Origin of the sequence: Maribacter aquivivus (genome assembly GCF_900142175.1) — a bacterium.
Classification (GTDB): domain Bacteria; phylum Bacteroidota; class Bacteroidia; order Flavobacteriales; family Flavobacteriaceae; genus Maribacter; species Maribacter aquivivus.
Genome location: NZ_FQZX01000003.1, coordinates 181,788 through 200,717 on the forward strand (window position 1 = coordinate 181,788; position 18,930 = coordinate 200,717).

At 34.2% G+C, this 18,930-nt stretch carries 13 protein-coding genes; 6 read left to right on the top strand and 7 right to left on the bottom strand.

Annotated elements, in window-relative coordinates; all coding sequences use genetic code 11:
• Positions 1-136: 136 nt before the first annotated feature.
• The 5 genes from BUC31_RS16470 to BUC31_RS16490 form a co-directional block, all read right to left on the bottom strand.
• Positions 137-1,129: an SDR family oxidoreductase gene (locus BUC31_RS16470; RefSeq protein ID WP_073246302.1), complete on the bottom strand. Its 993-nt coding sequence runs from the start codon at positions 1,127-1,129 to the stop codon at positions 137-139.
• A gap of 90 nt (positions 1,130-1,219) precedes the next feature.
• Positions 1,220-2,155 (bottom strand): hypothetical protein, encoded by a 936-nt coding sequence (locus tag BUC31_RS16475; RefSeq protein ID WP_073246304.1) that lies wholly within the window; start codon positions 2,153-2,155, stop codon positions 1,220-1,222.
• Between the two features lies 1 nt (position 2,156).
• Positions 2,157-3,494, bottom strand: a complete 1,338-nt coding sequence (locus tag BUC31_RS16480) for an MBOAT family O-acyltransferase (RefSeq protein ID WP_244534069.1) — start codon at positions 3,492-3,494, stop codon at positions 2,157-2,159.
• Positions 3,495-3,630: 136 nt separating this feature from the next.
• Positions 3,631-4,653 carry an NAD-dependent epimerase gene (locus BUC31_RS16485; protein WP_073246308.1) on the bottom strand — a complete coding sequence of 341 codons (1,023 nt, stop codon included), beginning with the start codon at positions 4,651-4,653 and terminating at the stop codon, positions 3,631-3,633.
• A complete protein-coding gene (locus tag BUC31_RS16490) occupies positions 4,650-6,047 on the bottom strand; it encodes a nucleotide sugar dehydrogenase (protein WP_073246310.1) in 1,398 nt (465 codons plus the stop codon). Before BUC31_RS16490 ends, BUC31_RS16485 begins: the two co-directional genes overlap by 4 nt.
• 288 nt (positions 6,048-6,335) lie before the next feature.
• On the opposite strand from BUC31_RS16490, the gene BUC31_RS16495 reads away from it, so the two are divergent.
• Genes BUC31_RS16495 through BUC31_RS16510 form a run of 4 tightly spaced genes read left to right on the top strand, consistent with a single transcriptional unit; the run spans position 6,336 to position 12,580 of the window.
• Positions 6,336-7,424, top strand: coding sequence for a DegT/DnrJ/EryC1/StrS family aminotransferase (locus BUC31_RS16495; RefSeq protein WP_073246313.1), 1,089 nt, complete (start codon positions 6,336-6,338; stop codon positions 7,422-7,424).
• Entirely contained in the window at positions 7,421-9,358 is a 1,938-nt protein-coding gene (locus BUC31_RS16500; protein WP_073246314.1) for a polysaccharide biosynthesis protein, read from the top strand. The genes BUC31_RS16495 and BUC31_RS16500 overlap by 4 nt, the downstream gene beginning before the upstream one ends.
• Positions 9,359-9,396: 38 nt before the next feature.
• Positions 9,397-10,179, top strand: a complete 783-nt coding sequence (locus tag BUC31_RS16505; protein ID WP_073246316.1) for a polysaccharide biosynthesis/export family protein — start codon at positions 9,397-9,399, stop codon at positions 10,177-10,179.
• A 34-nt stretch (positions 10,180-10,213) separates the two neighbouring features.
• Positions 10,214-12,580, top strand: a complete 2,367-nt coding sequence (locus BUC31_RS16510) for a GumC family protein (RefSeq protein ID WP_073246318.1) — start codon at positions 10,214-10,216, stop codon at positions 12,578-12,580.
• 6 nt (positions 12,581-12,586) lie between these two features.
• Here BUC31_RS16510 and BUC31_RS16515 read toward each other — a convergent pair whose 3' ends face one another.
• Entirely contained in the window at positions 12,587-13,327 is a 741-nt protein-coding gene (locus BUC31_RS16515; protein ID WP_073246320.1) for a tyrosine-protein phosphatase, read from the bottom strand.
• 361 nt (positions 13,328-13,688) lie between these two features.
• Positions 13,689-14,441 (bottom strand): helical backbone metal receptor, encoded by a 753-nt coding sequence (locus tag BUC31_RS16520; protein WP_073246322.1) that lies wholly within the window; start codon positions 14,439-14,441, stop codon positions 13,689-13,691.
• 321 nt (positions 14,442-14,762) lie between these two features.
• Here BUC31_RS16520 and BUC31_RS16525 point away from each other — a divergent pair, with 321 nt between their 5' ends.
• Both BUC31_RS16525 and miaE read left to right on the top strand, forming a co-directional pair.
• Entirely contained in the window at positions 14,763-18,140 is a 3,378-nt protein-coding gene (locus tag BUC31_RS16525; RefSeq protein ID WP_073246324.1) for a methylmalonyl-CoA mutase family protein, read from the top strand.
• Positions 18,141-18,249: 109 nt separating this feature from the next.
• Positions 18,250-18,831, top strand: coding sequence for a MiaE family protein (gene miaE, locus BUC31_RS16530; RefSeq protein ID WP_073246326.1), 582 nt, complete (start codon positions 18,250-18,252; stop codon positions 18,829-18,831).
• Positions 18,832-18,930 lie beyond the last annotated feature (99 nt).

Here is an 18,930-nt window from a genome sequence, read left to right on the forward strand (position 1 = left end):
TTAATACTACGGTTATTTTTACTAACCTTAAATTTATCAGAAAGGTTGCGATAAGCAACCATTGTTTATATTTTAACTCCTAACTCCTAACTCCTAACTCCTAACTCCTAACTCCTAACTCCTAACTCCTAGAATATTACTTCAAATTCTCCCAATACCATTTAACCGCCTCTTTAAGTCCAGTTTTAATATCAAATTGAGGATCGTAGTGTAATAATTCTTTTGCTTTGTCAACAGAAGCTAAGGAATGTGGTACATCGCCTGCTCTTGTAGGGCCGTATACATTTTTCACGGCTTTTATTTTTGGGTCGTATTCCCCTAAATACTCTTTTAATAGTTCTGTTAATTCGTTTAAATCGGTACGTTCACCATAAGCTGTGTTATATACGGTATTCATCGCGTTTTGGTTGTCAGAAACTATGGCGCGAACATTCATTTGAATTACATTATCGATATATGTGAAATCTCTAGAAAAAGAACCATCACCATTAATAACGGGAGATTCATAATTCATTAGTTGCATTACAAATTTTGGAATTACGGCAGCATAGGCACCATTAGGATCTTGTTTTCTTCCAAAAACATTAAAATAACGCAAGCCGATCGTTTCTATACCGTATGTTTTACTGAATACATCTGCATATAATTCATTCACATATTTTGTGATAGCGTAGGGGGAGAGCGGTTTACCTATTATATCTTCTACTTTGGGCATATTGGTTGAATCGCCATAGGTAGAGGAGCTAGCTGCATAAATAAAACGTTTTACCTTGGCGTCGCGTGCAGCTACCAGCATATTTAAAAACCCAGATACATTAACATCATTACTGGTAATAGGGTCATTTATAGACCGTGGTACAGAACCTAAAGCGGCTTGATGTAAAATGTAATCTACACCGGTACATGCTTTTTGGCAATCGTTCAAATTTCTAATGTCACCTTCAATTAATGTAAATTTTGGATGATCTGCTAAAGGTGCGACATTTTCGCGCTTACCCGTAGCAAAATTATCTAAGCAGGTAACTTGATTGCCGTTTTGTAATAAGGCGTTACAAAGGTTAGAGCCTATAAAGCCGGCACCACCTGTAACTAGTATGTGAAAATTAGAATTAAGATTGTATAAACTCATGTAATTTTAATATAATAGTAAAGTTGTATATAAGAACTCTGTAATTTGAGCATTAGTATGTTAAATGTTCATTTAATATAGATAAATAGATTAATTATTTATGATTAATCTAGCTTTAATCGAATCTGTAAAGATATCTGCTCCTTTATTTGACAAGTGTGAATTATCTCTCCAATTTTCTAATGATCGATTATTTTTAAATATGTCGGTAAGATTCCAATAGGTTATTTTCTTTTTACTCAAATATAAACCGAGGGCATTGTCATCATCTTTGCAATTATCTTTGTAAATAGGTGCGGTAAAAATTATTAAACGCTTGTTATTGTTTTTGCAAAATGTGTCAATATCATCTATGTACTTTTTGTAAACAGCATTAAGATGATAGTTTTTTGGACATGGAGTATTTGCGCTTTGAGCGCTTAATTTTTTAAATATATCTTTTTGTTGTTGAGTAACTGTTATGGGGTCAAACCCTCTATAGTTCTTAACGTCGTTTTTTGGATAAAAGTAATTTTTTAATAAACCTAGCGTTGATCCGTTAAAATTTATGGTCCAAAAAAACTTTTTCAAAAAAGTGGTTTTGTTGAGATTGTCAAATTCTCTTTTTATTACTTTATTCTGATTATAAAGCTTAGATAATGCTTTGATGTCATCCCCGTCATATAGTGAATCGTATGCATACCCAGGTGATAAGTGAAATAATACTACTTGTTCTTTGTTTTTAGGTAAGGTCATCAATAATGAAGCTGCTGAAGCAATTTTCGCACCATCCATTCCAATATTAAAAGACTTATTTGATAACTGTTGATTATCAATATGATGATTAGCTCTGGAGCTACCAAAAACAATTAAATCTAAATCATCTTTTTCTTTTAAAAATTGATTCACCTTGCCGCCACTTTGACCTGTGAAAACATTTTTGTTCAATTCTTCTAAACCAAAATAGACGATTTTATCCAAAGCATATGCTATCAACACCACTATAAGTGTTAATTTGAGTACATAGATGAGGCTATTTTTTTTCATGTTAAAATTGAAAATATATGAAATTGTTTGATGTAGAATAAAAAAGATTCGTTAACACGATTACTATGCTACAGAAGACGGCAATTTTTAAAGGATTAAAATTTTTACCAAAATTTTCTAATGCTATTTTTTTTCTAAAAAGATAATAATCAAATGCGATGCCTATTGTTAATACAAATAATGAATTGGCCATTACATTAATATCACCAATAAATGGAATTCCTCCCTTAAAAATTAAAATTTTACTAATGGCGGTAATAGCACTGTTTAGTGTAGTGGCTCTAAAAAATACCCAAGCAATTAGTACAATAAAGAATGTAAGCGGATATCCTAAAAATGCGAACTTATTTAAGAAATTAAATCGAGAATTAGATTTTATATATTTTTCTATACTTAAAACTAGCCCATGAATACCGCCCCAAATTATAAAATTCCATGAGCTACCATGCCAAAGACCACCAAGTAACATTGTAATCATTAAATTACGATAGGTGATTTTTATTCCTTTTCTATTTCCTCCTAAGGAAATGTATAAATAATCTCTCAGCCAAAATGACAATGAAATATGCCATTTTCGCCAGAATTCTGTTAATGATTTAGAGAAATAGGGTAAATTGAAATTTTGATGAAACTTAAATCCCATAACTTTTGCCGTACCTATAGCTATATCTGAATAGCCAGCAAAATCAAAATATATTTGAAAAGCGTAGAAAAAAGTGGCTAATAATACGGTACTAGAATTATACAGACTTGGATCGGCGTATATGGTATCAACATAAGTCGCAAGGGTGTCAGCAATTACTATTTTTCTAAATAAACCAATAAATATCTGTAAAACCCCTTCATTGAACCATTCTTTATTAAATTTTCTTTTCTTTTCTATTTGGGGTAAAAGATTAGAAGCGCGTTCAATAGGTCCGGCGACTAATTGAGGAAAAAAAGCTATATAAGTAAAAAAAGATAAAAGACTTTTTGTTGGTTGAAAAGTTCTTCTATAAATATCTATGGTATAACTCAATGTTTGAAAAGTGTAAAAACTTATACCTACTGGTAATATTATATTTAGAGTTAAATCATTCGGTTGCCAACCAAAAGTAGAAACTGCTTGGGTAAAAGATTCGGCAAAGAAGTTATAATATTTGAAAATTGACAGAAAACCTAAATTCGCTATCAAACTGACTATTAGCCAGCACTTTCGTTGCTTTTCTGTATTGGCTTTATGTATAGATAAGCCGGCAATATAATCGATAACCGAACTAATGATTATTAAAGAAAGAAAACGCCAATCCCACCAGGCATAAAAGATATAACTGGCCCCTAAAAGCAATAAGTTTTGCAATGTAAGCTTATCACTTAAAAGCCAATAAAGTATAAATACTATTGGGAAAAATATTAGAAACTCGATAGAATTGAAGAGCATGTACTACTAAAAATTAAAATCAGTTCTGGTAAAGGTGAAATTTGAATCGTAAAATTTATAAGTAATAGTCTTTGTACCAAGTAACAAAACTATCAACACCTTCTTTTATAGGGGTATTTGGACGATAGTCATAATCTGCAATCAAATCATCTACATTTGCCCAGGTTCGTTCAACATCGCCCGGTTGCATAGGGTACATGTATTTTTTGGCTACCGTGTCTAAACTCTCTTCTATGGCGGTGATAAAATCCATCAATTTCACAGATTTGCTATTACCAATATTATAAATTTTAAAAGAACCTTTTTTCTCTAGTTGCTTAGTAACCGGTTTTTGAATAATACGCACTACACCTTCTGTAATATCATCAATATAGGTAAAGTCGCGCTCTAATTTTCCGTTATTGAATACTTTTATAGGTTGGTCGTTTACAATGGCATCTGTAAATAAGAACATGGCCATGTCTGGTCTGCCCCAAGGGCCGTATACTGTAAAGAAACGTAACCCAGTTGTTTTAAATCCATATAGGTGACTATACGAATGTGCCATAAGTTCATTACTTTTTTTAGTGGCAGCGTATAAACTTACAGGGTGGTCAACAGCATCGGTAGTTTCGAAAGGTATTTTTTCATTCAAACCATATACACTAGAACTACTGGCATACACCAAATGTTTGATTTTGTAATTTCGGCAACATTCTAATATGTTTAAAAAACCAACTAAATTACTATCTACATAAGCTTCAGGATTTTCTAGACTATAGCGTACCCCTGCTTGTGCCGCTAAATTACAGACTACGTCAAAATTTTGTGCCTTAAATAACTTTGGTAGGTTTTCACGATCTTCTAATGCCAGTCTTATAAATGAAAACGTAGCATTTGAAGTGCTTTCAGTTAAAACATTAAACTGTTCTGCATCATCTCTAGCTATGCCAAGTTCATTTAACCTGGCATATTTAAGATTTACATCATAATAGTCGTTTATATTATCTAAACCAACAACCTCATGACCTTTTTCTACTAAACTTTTTGAAACGAAAAAGCCAATAAAACCAGCAGCACCGGTTACTAAAATTTTCATGATTGCCCTATTTTGTAATAATTGAATCCTATTTCTTGCATGGTGTCATTATCTAATAGACGTCTGCCGTCAAATACAAATGCAGGCTTAAGCATTTGCTTGTAAATTGTTGTCCAGTCATAGGTTTTAAATTCATCCCATTCAGTCAAAATAGCAATGGCGTGTGCTTCTTTTGTGACTTCAATAGGTTCTTTGGTTACAGTTAATAACCTTCTATTTTCTTCTGGTGATCGCGTGTTTAGGTAATCTAAATCTGCATAAATACGTTCTTCTGAAACCTTTGGGTCATAGACTATAATCTCGGCACGCTCCTCTAATAATGCGTCTGCAACAGCAATGGCAGCAGATTCTCTGGTGTCATTAGTGTCTTTTTTGAAGGCCCAACCATATATGACAATCTTTTTACCTGAAATGGTATTGTATAAACTGGAAATAATGTTCTCTGCAAAACGACTTTTTTGATAATCATTAGCAATAATGACCTGTTCCCAATAATCGGCAACTTCATTTAAGCCATATGATCTTGCAATATATACCAGGTTTAAAATGTCTTTTTGAAAGCAAGATCCACCAAAACCAACTGATGCATTTAAAAATTTTGGACCAATACGACTATCAAAGCCAATGGCTCTAGAAATTTCTTGAATATTGGCATCTGTTTTTTCACATAATGCCGAAATGGTATTAATAGAAGAAACACGTTGTGCCAAAAATGCATTGGCAACAAGTTTAGATAGTTCTGACGACCAAACATTGGTTTGTAAAATACGTTCTTTCGGTAGCCAATGCTCATATACAGCACTGAGGGCATCTTTTGCAGCTTGACCACTTGGTGTGTCGTTACCACCGATCAATACACGATCCGCGTGTATAAGATCTTCAATAGCAGTACCTTCTGCCAAGAACTCTGGATTCGATAAAATTTCAAATTTTACAGCATTACCAGTATTATCTAAAATGTTTTGAATTGCTTGAGCAGTTCTTACAGGAAGTGTAGATTTTTCAACAACGATCTTGTCATCTTTTGCTACTTTGGCAATGTTACGGGCACAAAGTTCTATAAATTTTAAATCTGCAGCTTGCCCTTTACCTTTACCATAGGTTTTGGTAGGGGTGTTTACTGAGATAAAAATCATTTGCGCTTCGTCTATAGCCTTATCAACTTCTGTAGAGAAAAAAAGATTTTTCCCACGTCTTTCGCCTACAATTTCTTTTAACCCTGGCTCATATATAGGTAGTGTATCTAAATCGTCTGTATTCCACTGATCAATACGGTCTTGATTGATATCTACAACCGTAACTTGTATTTCTGGACATTGTTTTGCAATAACCGACATTGTAGGTCCGCCAACGTAGCCAGCGCCTATACAACATATTTTTGTAATCTTTTTCATTAATGGTTTATTGGGATTAAAAAAGCAAAGATTAAAAAATAACGCTCGATTAGGAAATATATTTTAGATGAAGTCGTTATTTACAGGGTTCAATAACCTGTACGAACGATAAATGGTACATGCCATTTCCTTTAACCGATAATTTACACGTATTAAACGAATTATAATGTTAATTCAGTGTTTTGGTTAAATGTATAGTTAATTTTGAATCTTATATTTGTAATCCTAAATTGACAACTATTGAAAACCGTTTCAACACCTACTAAAATATGGCTTTCGTCTCCGCACATGGGAGGTACAGAGCAAAACTATGTTAATGAAGCCTTTGATACGAATTGGATCGCTCCGTTGGGGCCTAACGTAAATGCTTTTGAACAGGCGATAAAAGATGAGCTTGGCAATGCCGTTCATGTTGCTGCCTTAAGTTCTGGCACAGCTGCTATACATTTAGGCTTAGAGTTATTAGGTGTAGGAAAAGATGATGATGTCATTTGTCAAAGTTTTACTTTTTCGGCGTCTGCCAATCCTATTGCATACTTAGGTGCTCATCCTGTTTTTGTAGATAGCGAGTTAGATACATGGAATATGTCGCCTAGTTTATTAAGAAAGGCAATAGAAAGTGGAATAGAAGAAGGCAAGAAACCTAAAGCAATTATTGCAGTGCATTTATATGGTATGCCTTACAAGGTTGCCGAAATAAGAGCTGTTGCCGATGAATTTCAAATTCCTATTTTAGAAGATAGTGCCGAAGCATTAGGGAGTTCTTATAATGAAATACCTTGTGGAACTTTTGGTGATATAGGGATTTTGTCATTTAATGGAAATAAAATTATTACGACCTCAGGTGGTGGTGCATTGGTTTCTAAAAATAAAGCCTATGCTGAAAGAGCTATATTTTTAGCAACACAAGCAAGAGATGAAGCCCCGCATTATCAGCATTCTAATATTGGTTACAATTATAGAATGAGTAATGTATTAGCAGGTATTGGGCGTGGCCAAATGGAAGTTTTAAAAGATCGAGTTAACGCACGTAGAGCCAATCATCAATACTACATAAAGTCATTAGATCAATTTAAAGAAATTGAATTTTTAAAGGAGCCTAACGGATATTTTTCCAATAGATGGTTAAGTTGTATCTTAACGCCGTCTTTTGAGATAAGAGAAAAGCTTAGGTTGGCGCTTCTAGACCAGAATGTTGAGTCTAGACCTTTATGGAAACCCTTACACTTACAACCTATATTTAGTAATACTAAGCATTTTGTAGATGGAACCTCAGAATCATTATTTGAAAGAGGCCTTTGTTTACCAAGTGGTTCTAACTTATCTAATGAAGAATTAGAGCGTGTTGTAACAACCATCAAAAACGTTTTATCATGATACAGAAATACCTAAATTACAGTGCACAGCGCTATGCCTCTAAGTGGCTTGTGTTGGGCATTGACCTACTAACGGTAGTTTTCTCGTTTGTACTATCTTATCTTATTCGATTTAATTTAACCTTAAATTTCGATGTCCATAACTTTTTGGTTCAAATACCTTTAGTGGCAGGAGCTGCTTTATTAGCCTTCATGATTGTAGGTTCTTATAAAGGTGTGGTACGACATACGGGGGTTAGAGACGTGTATAATATATTTAATGCCGTATGCTTTTTTAGTATACTGGTTATTTTTGTTGTTATGGTGAACAGACAATTAGATGTGTTGAGCCAATTCACCATACCATTATCTATCATTATAATTAATAGTTTAATCACTTTTGTTGGTTTGGTTGCCTCTCGTTTTGTTTTTAAATCTTTTTATAACAAAATGAACAGCAACATTAAAGTGACCAAGAATATTATCATTTATGGTGCGGGTGATTCTGGTGTACTTACACACAGTGCCATTGCCAACAATACCAAAAGCAGGTATAAGGTTATTGGTTACATTGATCGAGATGCAAAGAAAATAGGAAAGAATATTAACGGTGTACCGGTATTTGGAAGAAAAACATTAACCGAAGCGTTCATTGTTAAGAATAATATTTCAGAAATTATTTTCTCTATACAGAATATAGATTCTAGAAAACTAAGAAAGACCGTTGAAGGTTTGGTTGATTTACCTATTGTAGTAAAAATAGTACCACCTATTGAAGATTGGATCAATGGAGAACTAAAAGTTTCTCAAATAAAACAAGTGCAAATTGAAGATTTATTAGATCGTGCACCAATTACTATAAAGAATAGTAAAATTGCGATGGAGTTAATGAACAAGACCGTTATGGTAACTGGTGGAGCGGGTTCTATTGGTAGTGAGATTGTTCGCCAAATATGTAATTATGGGTATAAATCTTTAATTGTTATTGATTCAGCAGAGTCAGCATTGTATGATCTGCAACAAGAATTAAAGCAAAATGGATTTCATAATTTTATTCCGATCGTAACAGATATTAGAGATAAAAATAGAATGAATGCACTTTTTGGAGAACACAGACCAAATGTTGTTTTTCATGCTGCAGCATATAAGCATGTTCCTTTAATGGAGTACAATTCTTATGAAGCCATTAAAATTAATATTGGCGGTACTAAGAATGTTGCAGATTTATCTATTATACATGGTGTTGAAAAATTTGTTTTCGTATCTACCGATAAGGCAGTGAACCCTACCAATGTAATGGGGGCTACCAAGCGTATTGCAGAATTGTATATTAGTTGTATGCAAAAAGAAAATAAAACTAAGTTCATAACAACCAGATTCGGTAACGTACTTGGGTCTAATGGTTCAGTAATACCATTGTTTAGAAAACAGATAGAAAAGGGTGGTCCGTTAACCTTAACGCACAAAGATATCACTCGTTATTTTATGACTATACCGGAAGCTTCTCAATTGGTTTTAGAAGCCGGTGCAATGGGTGAAGGTGGTGAGATATTTATATTTGATATGGGCGAATCTGTTAAGATTTTTGATTTGGCCAAAAATATGATCAAGCTTTCTGGCTTGAGGTACCCAGATGATATCGATATTAAAATTACTGGTTTACGACCAGGTGAAAAGTTATATGAAGAATTATTGGCCAATGGAGAAAATACCTTGCCAACCTATCATCAGAAAATTAAGATCAGTAAAGTGCGCGATGTAGAATATGCGAAAGTAAGATCAAAAATTGATGAACTTTGTATTACCAATATGTTTTTTAGTGGGAATACGGTTAAGCTAATGAAGGAGATTGTTCCAGAATATGTGTCTAAAAATTCAGACTTTTGTGAACTTGATAACCCATCTGAATCTTCAGATGATCAGAATAAAGCGCCACTTAAAATTGTACAACCTTAATTAGTATAACATTAACCATTATTAATATTTTTAGAAAAATGAATACATTGAAAACGAAATTTAATCACTACGGCTTATTGGTGTTTTTAGGAGTACTTATAGCTTCATGCGGATCGAAAAAAGATGTGGTATACTTTCAAGATGCAGAAGATTATGAAACTATTGTAAGTGATAATACACACGTAAATACCTTTAAAGTAGATGATGTAGTCGGTATTAATGTATCAACCTTAGATGCGCTGGCGAGTATGCCCTTTAATTTATTTTCTTCTGCACAAGGGGAAGGTGGTTTTGGTCAACCACAACAATTGGATTATATCGTTGATAAAAATGGTGAAATTGATTTCCCGGTAGTGGGTAATATTAAAATTGTAGGACTTACACCTGAAGAAACAAAAGCCTTGTTGAAACAAGAATTAGAACCGTATTTAAAAAATCCGATTATTAATATTCGTTTGAGAAACTTTACAGTAACCGTTTTAGGTCAAGTAAATAGACCAGGTACGTACCAAGTAAATGGAGAGCAAATAACTGTTTTAGAAGCTATTGGTCTTGCAAATGATTTAAATATAAAAGGTAAGCGTGATAATGTGTTGGTGATCCGTGATTTTAATGGCACTAAAGTATATACTCGTATTGATTTGACCAAGAAGGCAGCATTGAATTCACCTGTGTATTATTTGACACAGAATGATGTGGTGTATGTAGAGCCAAACCAGTCGGCAGTTACACAATCAACCTTAGATAATAGAGCAGGTTTAACGGTGTCTATTGCATCTTTAATTATTACGACAGCTGTAATTATACTTACAAGAAGCTAGAATTATATTTCAATTACCCAATTCAATATATTTTATGAATATTTCTGATAAAAAAGAGGATATTAAAAATGTGATTTCCACCTACGCAAAGCAATGGAAATGGTTTTTAGTCTGTGGAATTTTAGCGCTTGTAGCAGCGTATGTTAATATACGATACACGGTGCCAGAGTACGCGGTGAAATCTCAAATACAAATAGTTCAAGAAAAGAGTACGCCAACAGGAATGAGCGTATTTCAAGATTTAGACATGCTTGGTGGTGGAAACAAACAGGTGGAAGATGAAATAGAAATCATTGCTTCTAGATCTAATTTTATTGATGTAGTCAATGAACTAGGGCTAAATAAAAAGATAATGGCTTTGGGGAGTGTTATCAATTCTGAGGTGTATAAGAGTCAGCCGTTTAACTTAAATTTTATAGCTTCTGATTCTATTATTAAAAATGCCAATTTTGGTTTTTTCATTGAATTTTCATCTGCGAGTACCTTTGGGTATGTAGAAAATGAAGGGGAGCCTGCTAAAATTTATTCTTTTGGTAATGGTATAAAAACGCCTGTAGGCGATATGGTGATTACACCAAATGTAAAAGATGTAAAAGCATTAATTGGGAAGAAATTTCAGGTGAAGATGAGTCCGATAGAAGACGTGGCAAGATCATTGAAGACTGCAGTTCAAATTGTTGTTTCGGCAGAATATTCAAATATACTGGATGTTACCATGACTAGCCCTATTCCAGAAAAGGCAAAGGATATTATTGATAAGTTGATTGAAATCTATAATAGAAATGCCGTAGAGGAGAAGAAGCGTATCGCTGATACTACATCAGATTTTATTAATGATAGAATTCAATTGATATCTGGTACCTTAACTAACGTAGATAAAGATGCACAAGAACTATTGACGCAAAAAGGGATGACAGGTTCTGGTCTTGAAGTTGGTGCTGCTGTACAAGTTAGTGCAGGTAGCCGTCAAAATCTTGAAAACGCTAAGGTGCAATTGCAAATGGTTAGTGGATTAAAAGATTACGTTAGCGGAGAAACGGGTTATGATGAAATGCCTGTTGTTGATGTAGGTAGTGGGGCATTAAGCCAAGCTACGGTACAATACAACACCTTAGTGTCTGAACGTAAACGTTTATTGAAAAGTGCAGATGAGCAAAACCCAATGATCGTAAACCTAGATGAACAATTAGATGGTTTAAAAAACACCATGGCATCTAGTTTAAACTCGTTGGAGCGTAATGTAGGTATGAATGTAAGTACCCTTCAAAGTCAATTAGGAAGAATACAAGGTACTATATATTCAGCACCACAAAATCAGCGTGAGTTAAGAAATATTACAAGAAAACAAGAAACGACTGAAGCTTTATACCTATACTTATTGCAAAAACGTGAAGAGTCTCAAATAACATTTGCGTCTGCTGCACCAAAATCTAATGTCATTGATACAGCGTATGTTTCTAGTCCTACACCTGTAAAACCTAAAAAAGCAATTACCTATTTGGCAGCTTTAATGCTAGGGTTGTTATTGCCGTTTGGTGTAATTTATGGTAAGGATCAGTTAGATACTAAAATTCATAATAAGCATAGTCTTGAAAAATACACGAAAGACGTGCCTGTATTAGGTGAATTACCAAGGCTAGCGAAAAAAGATAGTAAGATTATAATAAATGATGACCGTTCTGTATTGGCAGAGGCATTGCGAATTATAAGAGCTAACCTTGACTTCTTAATTAAAACGAAGCGTGCTACTGATAGTAATAAAAACAATGTTATTTATATAACCTCAAGTACGCCTGGGGAAGGTAAAACGTTTGTATCTTCTAACCTGTCGATGATATTGGCAAGTACCGATAAAAAGGTGTTATTAGTAGGTGCAGATATTAGAAATCCGAAATTATATACGTTCTTTTCAGGAGATTCTGTAGATAAGTTAAAGACGCCTTCTAGAAATAAAGATGCAGGATTAACAGAATTCTTATTGGACGATTCTATTCAAGTTAAAGATATTATTCGACCAATGCTTGTACATCATAACACGATCGATGTGATATACTCAGGAAAAATACCACCAAACCCTGCAGAACTTTTAATGAGTTCTAAAATTGAGGATTTATTGGCAGAAGTTTCTGAGATGTACGATTATGTAATTGTTGATACTGCGCCAATGATGGTGGTTAGTGATACGTTATTGATTGCGCCTTATGCGAATCATATTATATATGTTACTAGAGCAGGAGTAACTGATGAGGCTGCAGTGAAGTTTCCTTTAAACCTTCGTGATGAAGGGAAATTGAAAGGAGTTTCTTTTGTAGTGAACGATGTTACCTTAGACGAATTAGGCTACGGCGGTAAGTATGGCTACGGTTATAATAAGACCAGTAAAAAGTGGTGGAAGTTTTAAACTATTTCACTTAAAATTATAAATAGTCTTTTCAATTATAGGCTTAATAAGCATCAATGTTTTTTCATTGATGCTTATTTTTTTGAGGTAATTTAGTTGTGAGATTTTATGGACATCACTGGCAACAAAATCTATTAAATTATTCTTTAAAAGATATAAGGCCGTTTGTTTTACTTCTTTACCATAATAGTCACCTAAGGACAAAATATTCAACTGAAATAACAATCCTTCATTCTTATATCTTGAATAAGCCTTTAGGTTTTTATGCAAATAAGCATACCGCTCAGGATGCGCGAAGATTGGAAACAAGCCAGCACTTTTTATTTTTTCGACCGAACTATCAAAATTTATAGAAGCCTGTAAATACGACATTTCTATTAAAAGATAGTTTTTAGCCAAAGGCATGATATCTTTATCTTCTAAGATTTTTTCAAAACCCGAATCAATCATATGTTCAGCAGCAGCTTCAATCTTTACATGCTCTAAATTATTCATTTTTAAAGCATTCTGAAGTAGCGATAATGAGCTTGTTATGGTGTTTGGATTGTTAGGATAATAGTTCTCCATAATATGCGGAGTACATATAAAATCTGTTACTCCAAATTCATTAAAACCTTTTATAAGCTCAAGAGAATCTTCAACAGTTTTGGCTCCGTCATCTATTCCTGGTAATATATGATTATGAATATCGATAAACCCTTCTAGATGATCTATTAAAAAATATTTTTTAGAGAAAAAGCTGAACATAAATTAAAATTAGATTTTGGTAATCTGCAAAGGCAGATTGCACCAAAGTTAGTGTTTATTACTATTGTAGGTTTTTGGCATATGCGCAAAGTATATAAACATAGGTATTTTACTTGTTCTACATATTATCTTCTATGTGGATAACTATAAAATTGTGCTATTATTTTAGGTAAGAAATGGTTTTTACATTGTTTAAGCCTTTGGGGTTATCTCGACCTTGAGTTGTAGCTTGGTAAAGATGGAGTACTTTTTTAAATTATTCGGCTTTATTAGTTAGATTGGATTATTAAAAGGTGTTACTCAAATAGTATATTATAAATAATTTATAGTAATTAAAAGAGTAAGCTCAATAGTATATAATTTAAGATTCAAGAGGCTTTACATGCAGCTGTCTTGAGCCGTACCAGGAAAAGAATTCTCCGTCAGCTAATCTAACTTCTGTGTTTTTCAAAACACTTTTAATTACTTTGAGGTGTTCGTTATTAAACGGATAGGGTTCTGAAGATAATAATACCATATCTGGGTCAGCATCACTAATTTCTTGCAACGTAATACTGGGGTAACGATTTTGGTTAGCAAATACGTTTATATATCCACACCTATTTAGCATGTTGCTAATATAGGTATCACCACCAATTGTCATATAGGGGTCTTTCCAAATAAGATAGACGACTTTTATTGATGGTCTTATTGGTTTTAATGTACTATTTAGTTGATTAATGATTTCCGATGCTCGTTTGATGCTAGAAGTTATATGACCAATTTGTTCTATCATGCTGAGACTGTCTTCAAAGGTTTTAACATCGCTCATCCATATAGGTGCAAATTCACTTAAAAATTCAATCTGATCCTTTACATTTTCCTCTTTATTTCCGAGAATCAAATTTGGCTTAAGTTGTAGAATTTTTTTTAGCTTCAGGTCCTTTGTGCCACCAATCATACTTTTTGTTAGATACGGTTTATTGGGGTGCACACAGAATTTGGTACAACCAATTACTTTATCGCCCAATCCTAAATCGAATAATAATTCTGTGATGGAAGGGACAACAGAAACTATTCTAGAGGGTTTAGAATTAATTTCAATTTGATTTCCCAGTTGGTCATTATAAATCATCCTTACAGCAGTAATAAGAGTCGTAAATCTACCCTTTTTTATGTAAAGTATTTAGTAAACAAAATCAATACATAATTTCAAAAAATATCAATTCGGCAAATTCCAGATGCATATTTGTTAATCAATCAAATTTTAAGCTCAGAATTGAAGAAAATTTAAATAATACTAATTAAAATCTTTATTTTCGTATCAGCCAAAAATTGTTGTTGTAACATCAATATGTTTAAAATCTGTACTGTATTGAACAACGATTTATTGAAACGTAATTGATTCATCACGCGGAAAAAATCAGGTTGCTAAAAATTAAATTGAGCATAACAAATGAACGATATCACACAAACTCCTTATAAACCTCAAAACCATATTCGTATTGTAACTGCGGCTTCCCTTTTTGATGGTCACGATGCTGCCATTAATATTATGCGGAGAATTATACAATCTACCGGTTGTGAGGTTATTCACTTAGGTCATAACCGTTCTGTACAAGAAATTGTTGATTGTGCTATTCAAGAAGATGTGCAGGCAATCGCAATTACTTCTTATCAAGGCGGACATGTAGAATACTTCAAGTATATGTATGATTTGTTGCAGGAGAAAGGAGCATCGCAAATAAAGTTGTTCGGTGGCGGTGGAGGAACAATTCTACCTGAAGAGATAGAAGAATTACATGCCTACGGTATTGAGAAAATATATTCTCCGGATGACGGTCGTGCAATGGGACTTCAGGGTATGATTAATGACTTGATTCAAAAAAGTGATTTCACGATAGGGGAACATTTAAATGCAGAATTAAGCGGATTAGAGGAACTTAGTTATGCCGATATTGCTAGATTGATTTCTGCTGCAGAGAACTTTCCTGAAAAACATGAAGATGTTATAAATATTATCAGAAAAAAGATTGAAACAAAAAAGGTAGCTCCCGTATTAGGTATTACCGGTACAGGTGGCTCAGGTAAATCATCGTTAGTAGATGAATTAGTGCGCCGTTTTCTTGTTGATTTTGAAGATAAAAAGATTGCGGTAATTTCGGTAGATCCTTCTAAGCGTAAGACTGGTGGAGCATTATTAGGAGATCGTATTAGAATGAACGCCATTTTTAATGATAGGGTATACATGCGTTCTTTGGCTACACGCCAGTCAAATTTAGCCTTATCAAAATATGTGAAAGATGCGGTAGATATTACCAAAGCTGCTGGTTTTGATCTAATTATTTTAGAAACCTCGGGAATTGGTCAGTCAGACACTGAAATTACCGAGCATTCAGATGTGTCTTTATATGTTATGACTCCGGAATACGGTGCGGCAACACAACTTGAAAAAATTGACATGCTTGATTTTGCGGATTTAATTGCTTTAAACAAGTTTGATAAAAGAGGGGCTTTAGATGCTTTGCGTGATGTGAAAAAACAATACCAGCGTAATCATCAGTTGTGGGATACTCCGGCAGAAGAGCTTCCGGCTTATGGTACTATTGCTTCTCAATTTAACGACCCAGGTATGAATCAATTGTACAGGTCAGTTGTTGATACCTTAGTAAATAAAACAGGAGCAGAGGACTTAATATCGACCTTTGAAAGTTCAAGGGAGATGTCTGAGAAAATTTACATCATCCCACCAAAAAGAACAAGATATCTTTCTGAAATAACAGATACTATTCGTGATTATAATGAAAGGGCAGAGCATCAAAAAGCGGTTGCCCAAAAACTATTTAGTCTAAAAGAATCTTCTGAAATATTAAAAGATAAGGAAGATGTATTAAGCGCGATTGAAGACGCGAAGAAAGAATTGCAATTAGACCTTGACCCGCATAATAAGAAAATAATAGAAGAGTGGAATGAGAAGAAAGCTAATTATGAAGGGGATTTTTTTACTTACATAGTTAGGGGTAAAGAGGTGAAGGTAGAAACAACGACCAAATCTTTGTCGCAGACACAAGTACCAAAAGTAATTTTACCTAAGTACGAAGGCTGGGGAGATATATTGAAATGGTCTTTGCAGGAAAACGTGCCAGGAGAATTTCCTTTTACGGCTGGGGTTTTTCCTTTTAAAAGACAAGGGGAAGACCCAACCAGAATGTTTGCTGGTGAAGGCGGACCAGAAAGAACGAATAAGCGTTTTCATTATGTTTCTAAAGGATTGCCTGCAGCTCGCTTGTCTACAGCATTTGATTCGGTAACACTTTATGGTGAAGATCCAGGTGATCGACCGGATATTTATGGAAAAATCGGAAATTCTGGTGTTAGTATTTGCTGTTTAGACGATGCTAAAAAATTATATTCCGGATTCGATTTATGTGCGCCGACTACTTCGGTTTCTATGACAATTAACGGTCCTGCAGCTACTATTGCCGCATTTTTTATGAATGCCGCTATTGATCAGCAATGCGAGAAGTATATTAAGCAGAACGGACTAACAACTGAAGTAAACAAAAAGATTGATGACATCTATAGGAAATTAGGAGCTAAGCGCCCAACCTATGCAGGTGAGTTGCCAGAAGGTAATGATGGTCTTGGTTTGTTTCTTTTAGGGGTAACCGGTGACCAAGTATTAAAAGGAGATGTTTATGCTGAACTTAAGGCAGATGCATTATCAAAAGTACGAGGTACGGTACAGGCAGATATTTTAAAAGAAGACCAAGCACAGAATACTTGTATTTTTTCTACTGAATTTTCATTGCGTTTAATGGGCGATGTACAACAGTACTTTATAGATCAGCAAGTCCGTAATTTTTATTCGGTCTCCATTTCTGGATATCACATTGCAGAAGCAGGGGCGAACCCAATTAGTCAGTTGGCATTTACACTTGCAAATGGCTTTACTTTTGTAGAATACTACCTCTCTAGAGGTATGCATATTGATGAGTTTGCGCCCAACCTTTCTTTTTTCTTTAGTAACGGACTTGATCCCGAATATGCGGTAATTGGTAGGGTGGCAAGAAGAATTTGGGCAAAAGCCATGAAGTTGAAATATAACGGGAATGAACGTTCTCAAAAACTGAAATATCATATTCAAACTTCAGGGCGCTCTTTACATGCCCAAGAGATAGATTTCAATGATATTAGAACAACTTTGCAGGCACTTTATGCCATTTACGATAATTGTAATTCATTGCATACCAATGCGTATGATGAGGCAATTACAACGCCTACAGAGCATTCTGTTAGAAGGGCTATGGCAATACAATTAATAATTAATAAAGAGTTTGGCTTGGCTAGAAACGAGAACCCGATGCAAGGATCTTTTATTACCGAAGAGCTAACTGATTTGGTTGAAGAAGCTGTTATGGTAGAGTTTGATAGAATTACCGACCGTGGCGGAGTGCTTGGAGCAATGGAGAGCATGTACCAGCGTAGTAAAATTCAAGAAGAGAGTTTGTATTATGAAACAAAGAAGCATACTGGGGAGTTACCAATTATAGGAGTAAATACCTTTTTGTCTTCTAAGGGTTCGCCTACCGTCATACCTGATGAAGTTATTCGTGCAACCGAAGATGAGAAGAAGGCACAGATTAGCAACCTTGAAGATTTACAAGAAAGAAATTCAGCTATAGCAGAAGAATCTTTAAAAGCGTTACAAGATATTGCCTTGAACAATAAGAATACTTTTGAGCAATTAATGGAAACAACTAAATATTGTTCTTTAGGTCAAATTACACACGCCATGTTTGAAGTAGGAGGGCAGTATCGTAGAAATATGTAGTCGCTTTGAGGATGATGCTTAGCCATTAATTTTTTAATTCAAAAATATATAACATGTTGATTGTTGTAGTTCCTTTGCTGACGCCTATTTTTACAAAAAGAAATTAGCCATGCTTCATTTAAAATTAGCTACAGATCCTCGTTGGGTTGGTATTGTTGAAAAGAACATAGAAGAGATATTAACCGATCATGCATGGTGCGAACAAAAGGCAGCTACTAATGCAATTACCATTATTACGCTTAATTCTGAGTATCCAGACTTAGTGACGGATTTACTTCTGTTAGCTCAAGAAGAATTGGTGCACTTTCAAATGGTTCATGATATTATTAAAAAGCGCGGTTATACTCTAGGTAGAGAACGTAAGGACAGTTATGTAAACGAGCTTTACAAATTCATGAACAAAGGTGGTAATAGATTACAGTCTATGGTAGATAGGCTATTATTTTCTGCTATGATAGAAGCAAGAAGCTGCGAACGCTTTAAATTACTTTCAGAAGAAATTAAAGATCCAGAATTATCTAAGTTTTATTATGATTTAATGGTAAGCGAAGCTGGACACTATACCACTTTTATTGGTTTTGCTCGTAAATATGGTCAAGATGTTGATGTCGACAAGCGTTGGCAAGAGTTAGTTGAGTTTGAAGCAGAACTAATTAAGAACTACGGAAAAGATGAAACTATACATGGGTGATATTTTTGTTATTGTTATTTGCCGATACAGGAATTATAATCCTATATATAACGGGGTTTAACGTATTTTGAGGTACAATAAGTCCCGGAAAGTGCACGG

What these genes read in the sequence shown, in the direction of transcription:
- BUC31_RS16505 (WP_073246316.1), top strand. Translation starts at nt 9,397, where the DNA reads ATGAATACATTGAAAACGAAATTTAATCACTACGGCTTATTGGTGTTT.
- BUC31_RS16495 (WP_073246313.1), top strand. Translation starts at nt 6,336, where the DNA reads ATGGGAGGTACAGAGCAAAACTATGTTAATGAAGCCTTTGATACGAAT.
- BUC31_RS16525 (WP_073246324.1), top strand. Translation starts at nt 14,763, where the DNA reads ATGAACGATATCACACAAACTCCTTATAAACCTCAAAACCATATTCGT.
- BUC31_RS16515 (WP_073246320.1), bottom strand. Translation starts at nt 13,327, where the DNA reads ATGTTCAGCTTTTTCTCTAAAAAATATTTTTTAATAGATCATCTAGAA.
- BUC31_RS16500 (WP_073246314.1), top strand. Translation starts at nt 7,421, where the DNA reads ATGATACAGAAATACCTAAATTACAGTGCACAGCGCTATGCCTCTAAG.
- BUC31_RS16490 (WP_073246310.1), bottom strand. Translation starts at nt 6,047, where the DNA reads ATGAAAAAGATTACAAAAATATGTTGTATAGGCGCTGGCTACGTTGGC.
- BUC31_RS16485 (WP_073246308.1), bottom strand. Translation starts at nt 4,653, where the DNA reads ATGAAAATTTTAGTAACCGGTGCTGCTGGTTTTATTGGCTTTTTCGTT.
- BUC31_RS16510 (WP_073246318.1), top strand. Translation starts at nt 10,214, where the DNA reads ATGAATATTTCTGATAAAAAAGAGGATATTAAAAATGTGATTTCCACC.
- BUC31_RS16470 (WP_073246302.1), bottom strand. Translation starts at nt 1,129, where the DNA reads ATGAGTTTATACAATCTTAATTCTAATTTTCACATACTAGTTACAGGT.
- miaE (WP_073246326.1), top strand. Translation starts at nt 18,250, where the DNA reads ATGCTTCATTTAAAATTAGCTACAGATCCTCGTTGGGTTGGTATTGTT.
- BUC31_RS16475 (WP_073246304.1), bottom strand. Translation starts at nt 2,155, where the DNA reads ATGAAAAAAAATAGCCTCATCTATGTACTCAAATTAACACTTATAGTG.
- BUC31_RS16520 (WP_073246322.1), bottom strand. Translation starts at nt 14,441, where the DNA reads ATGATTTATAATGACCAACTGGGAAATCAAATTGAAATTAATTCTAAA.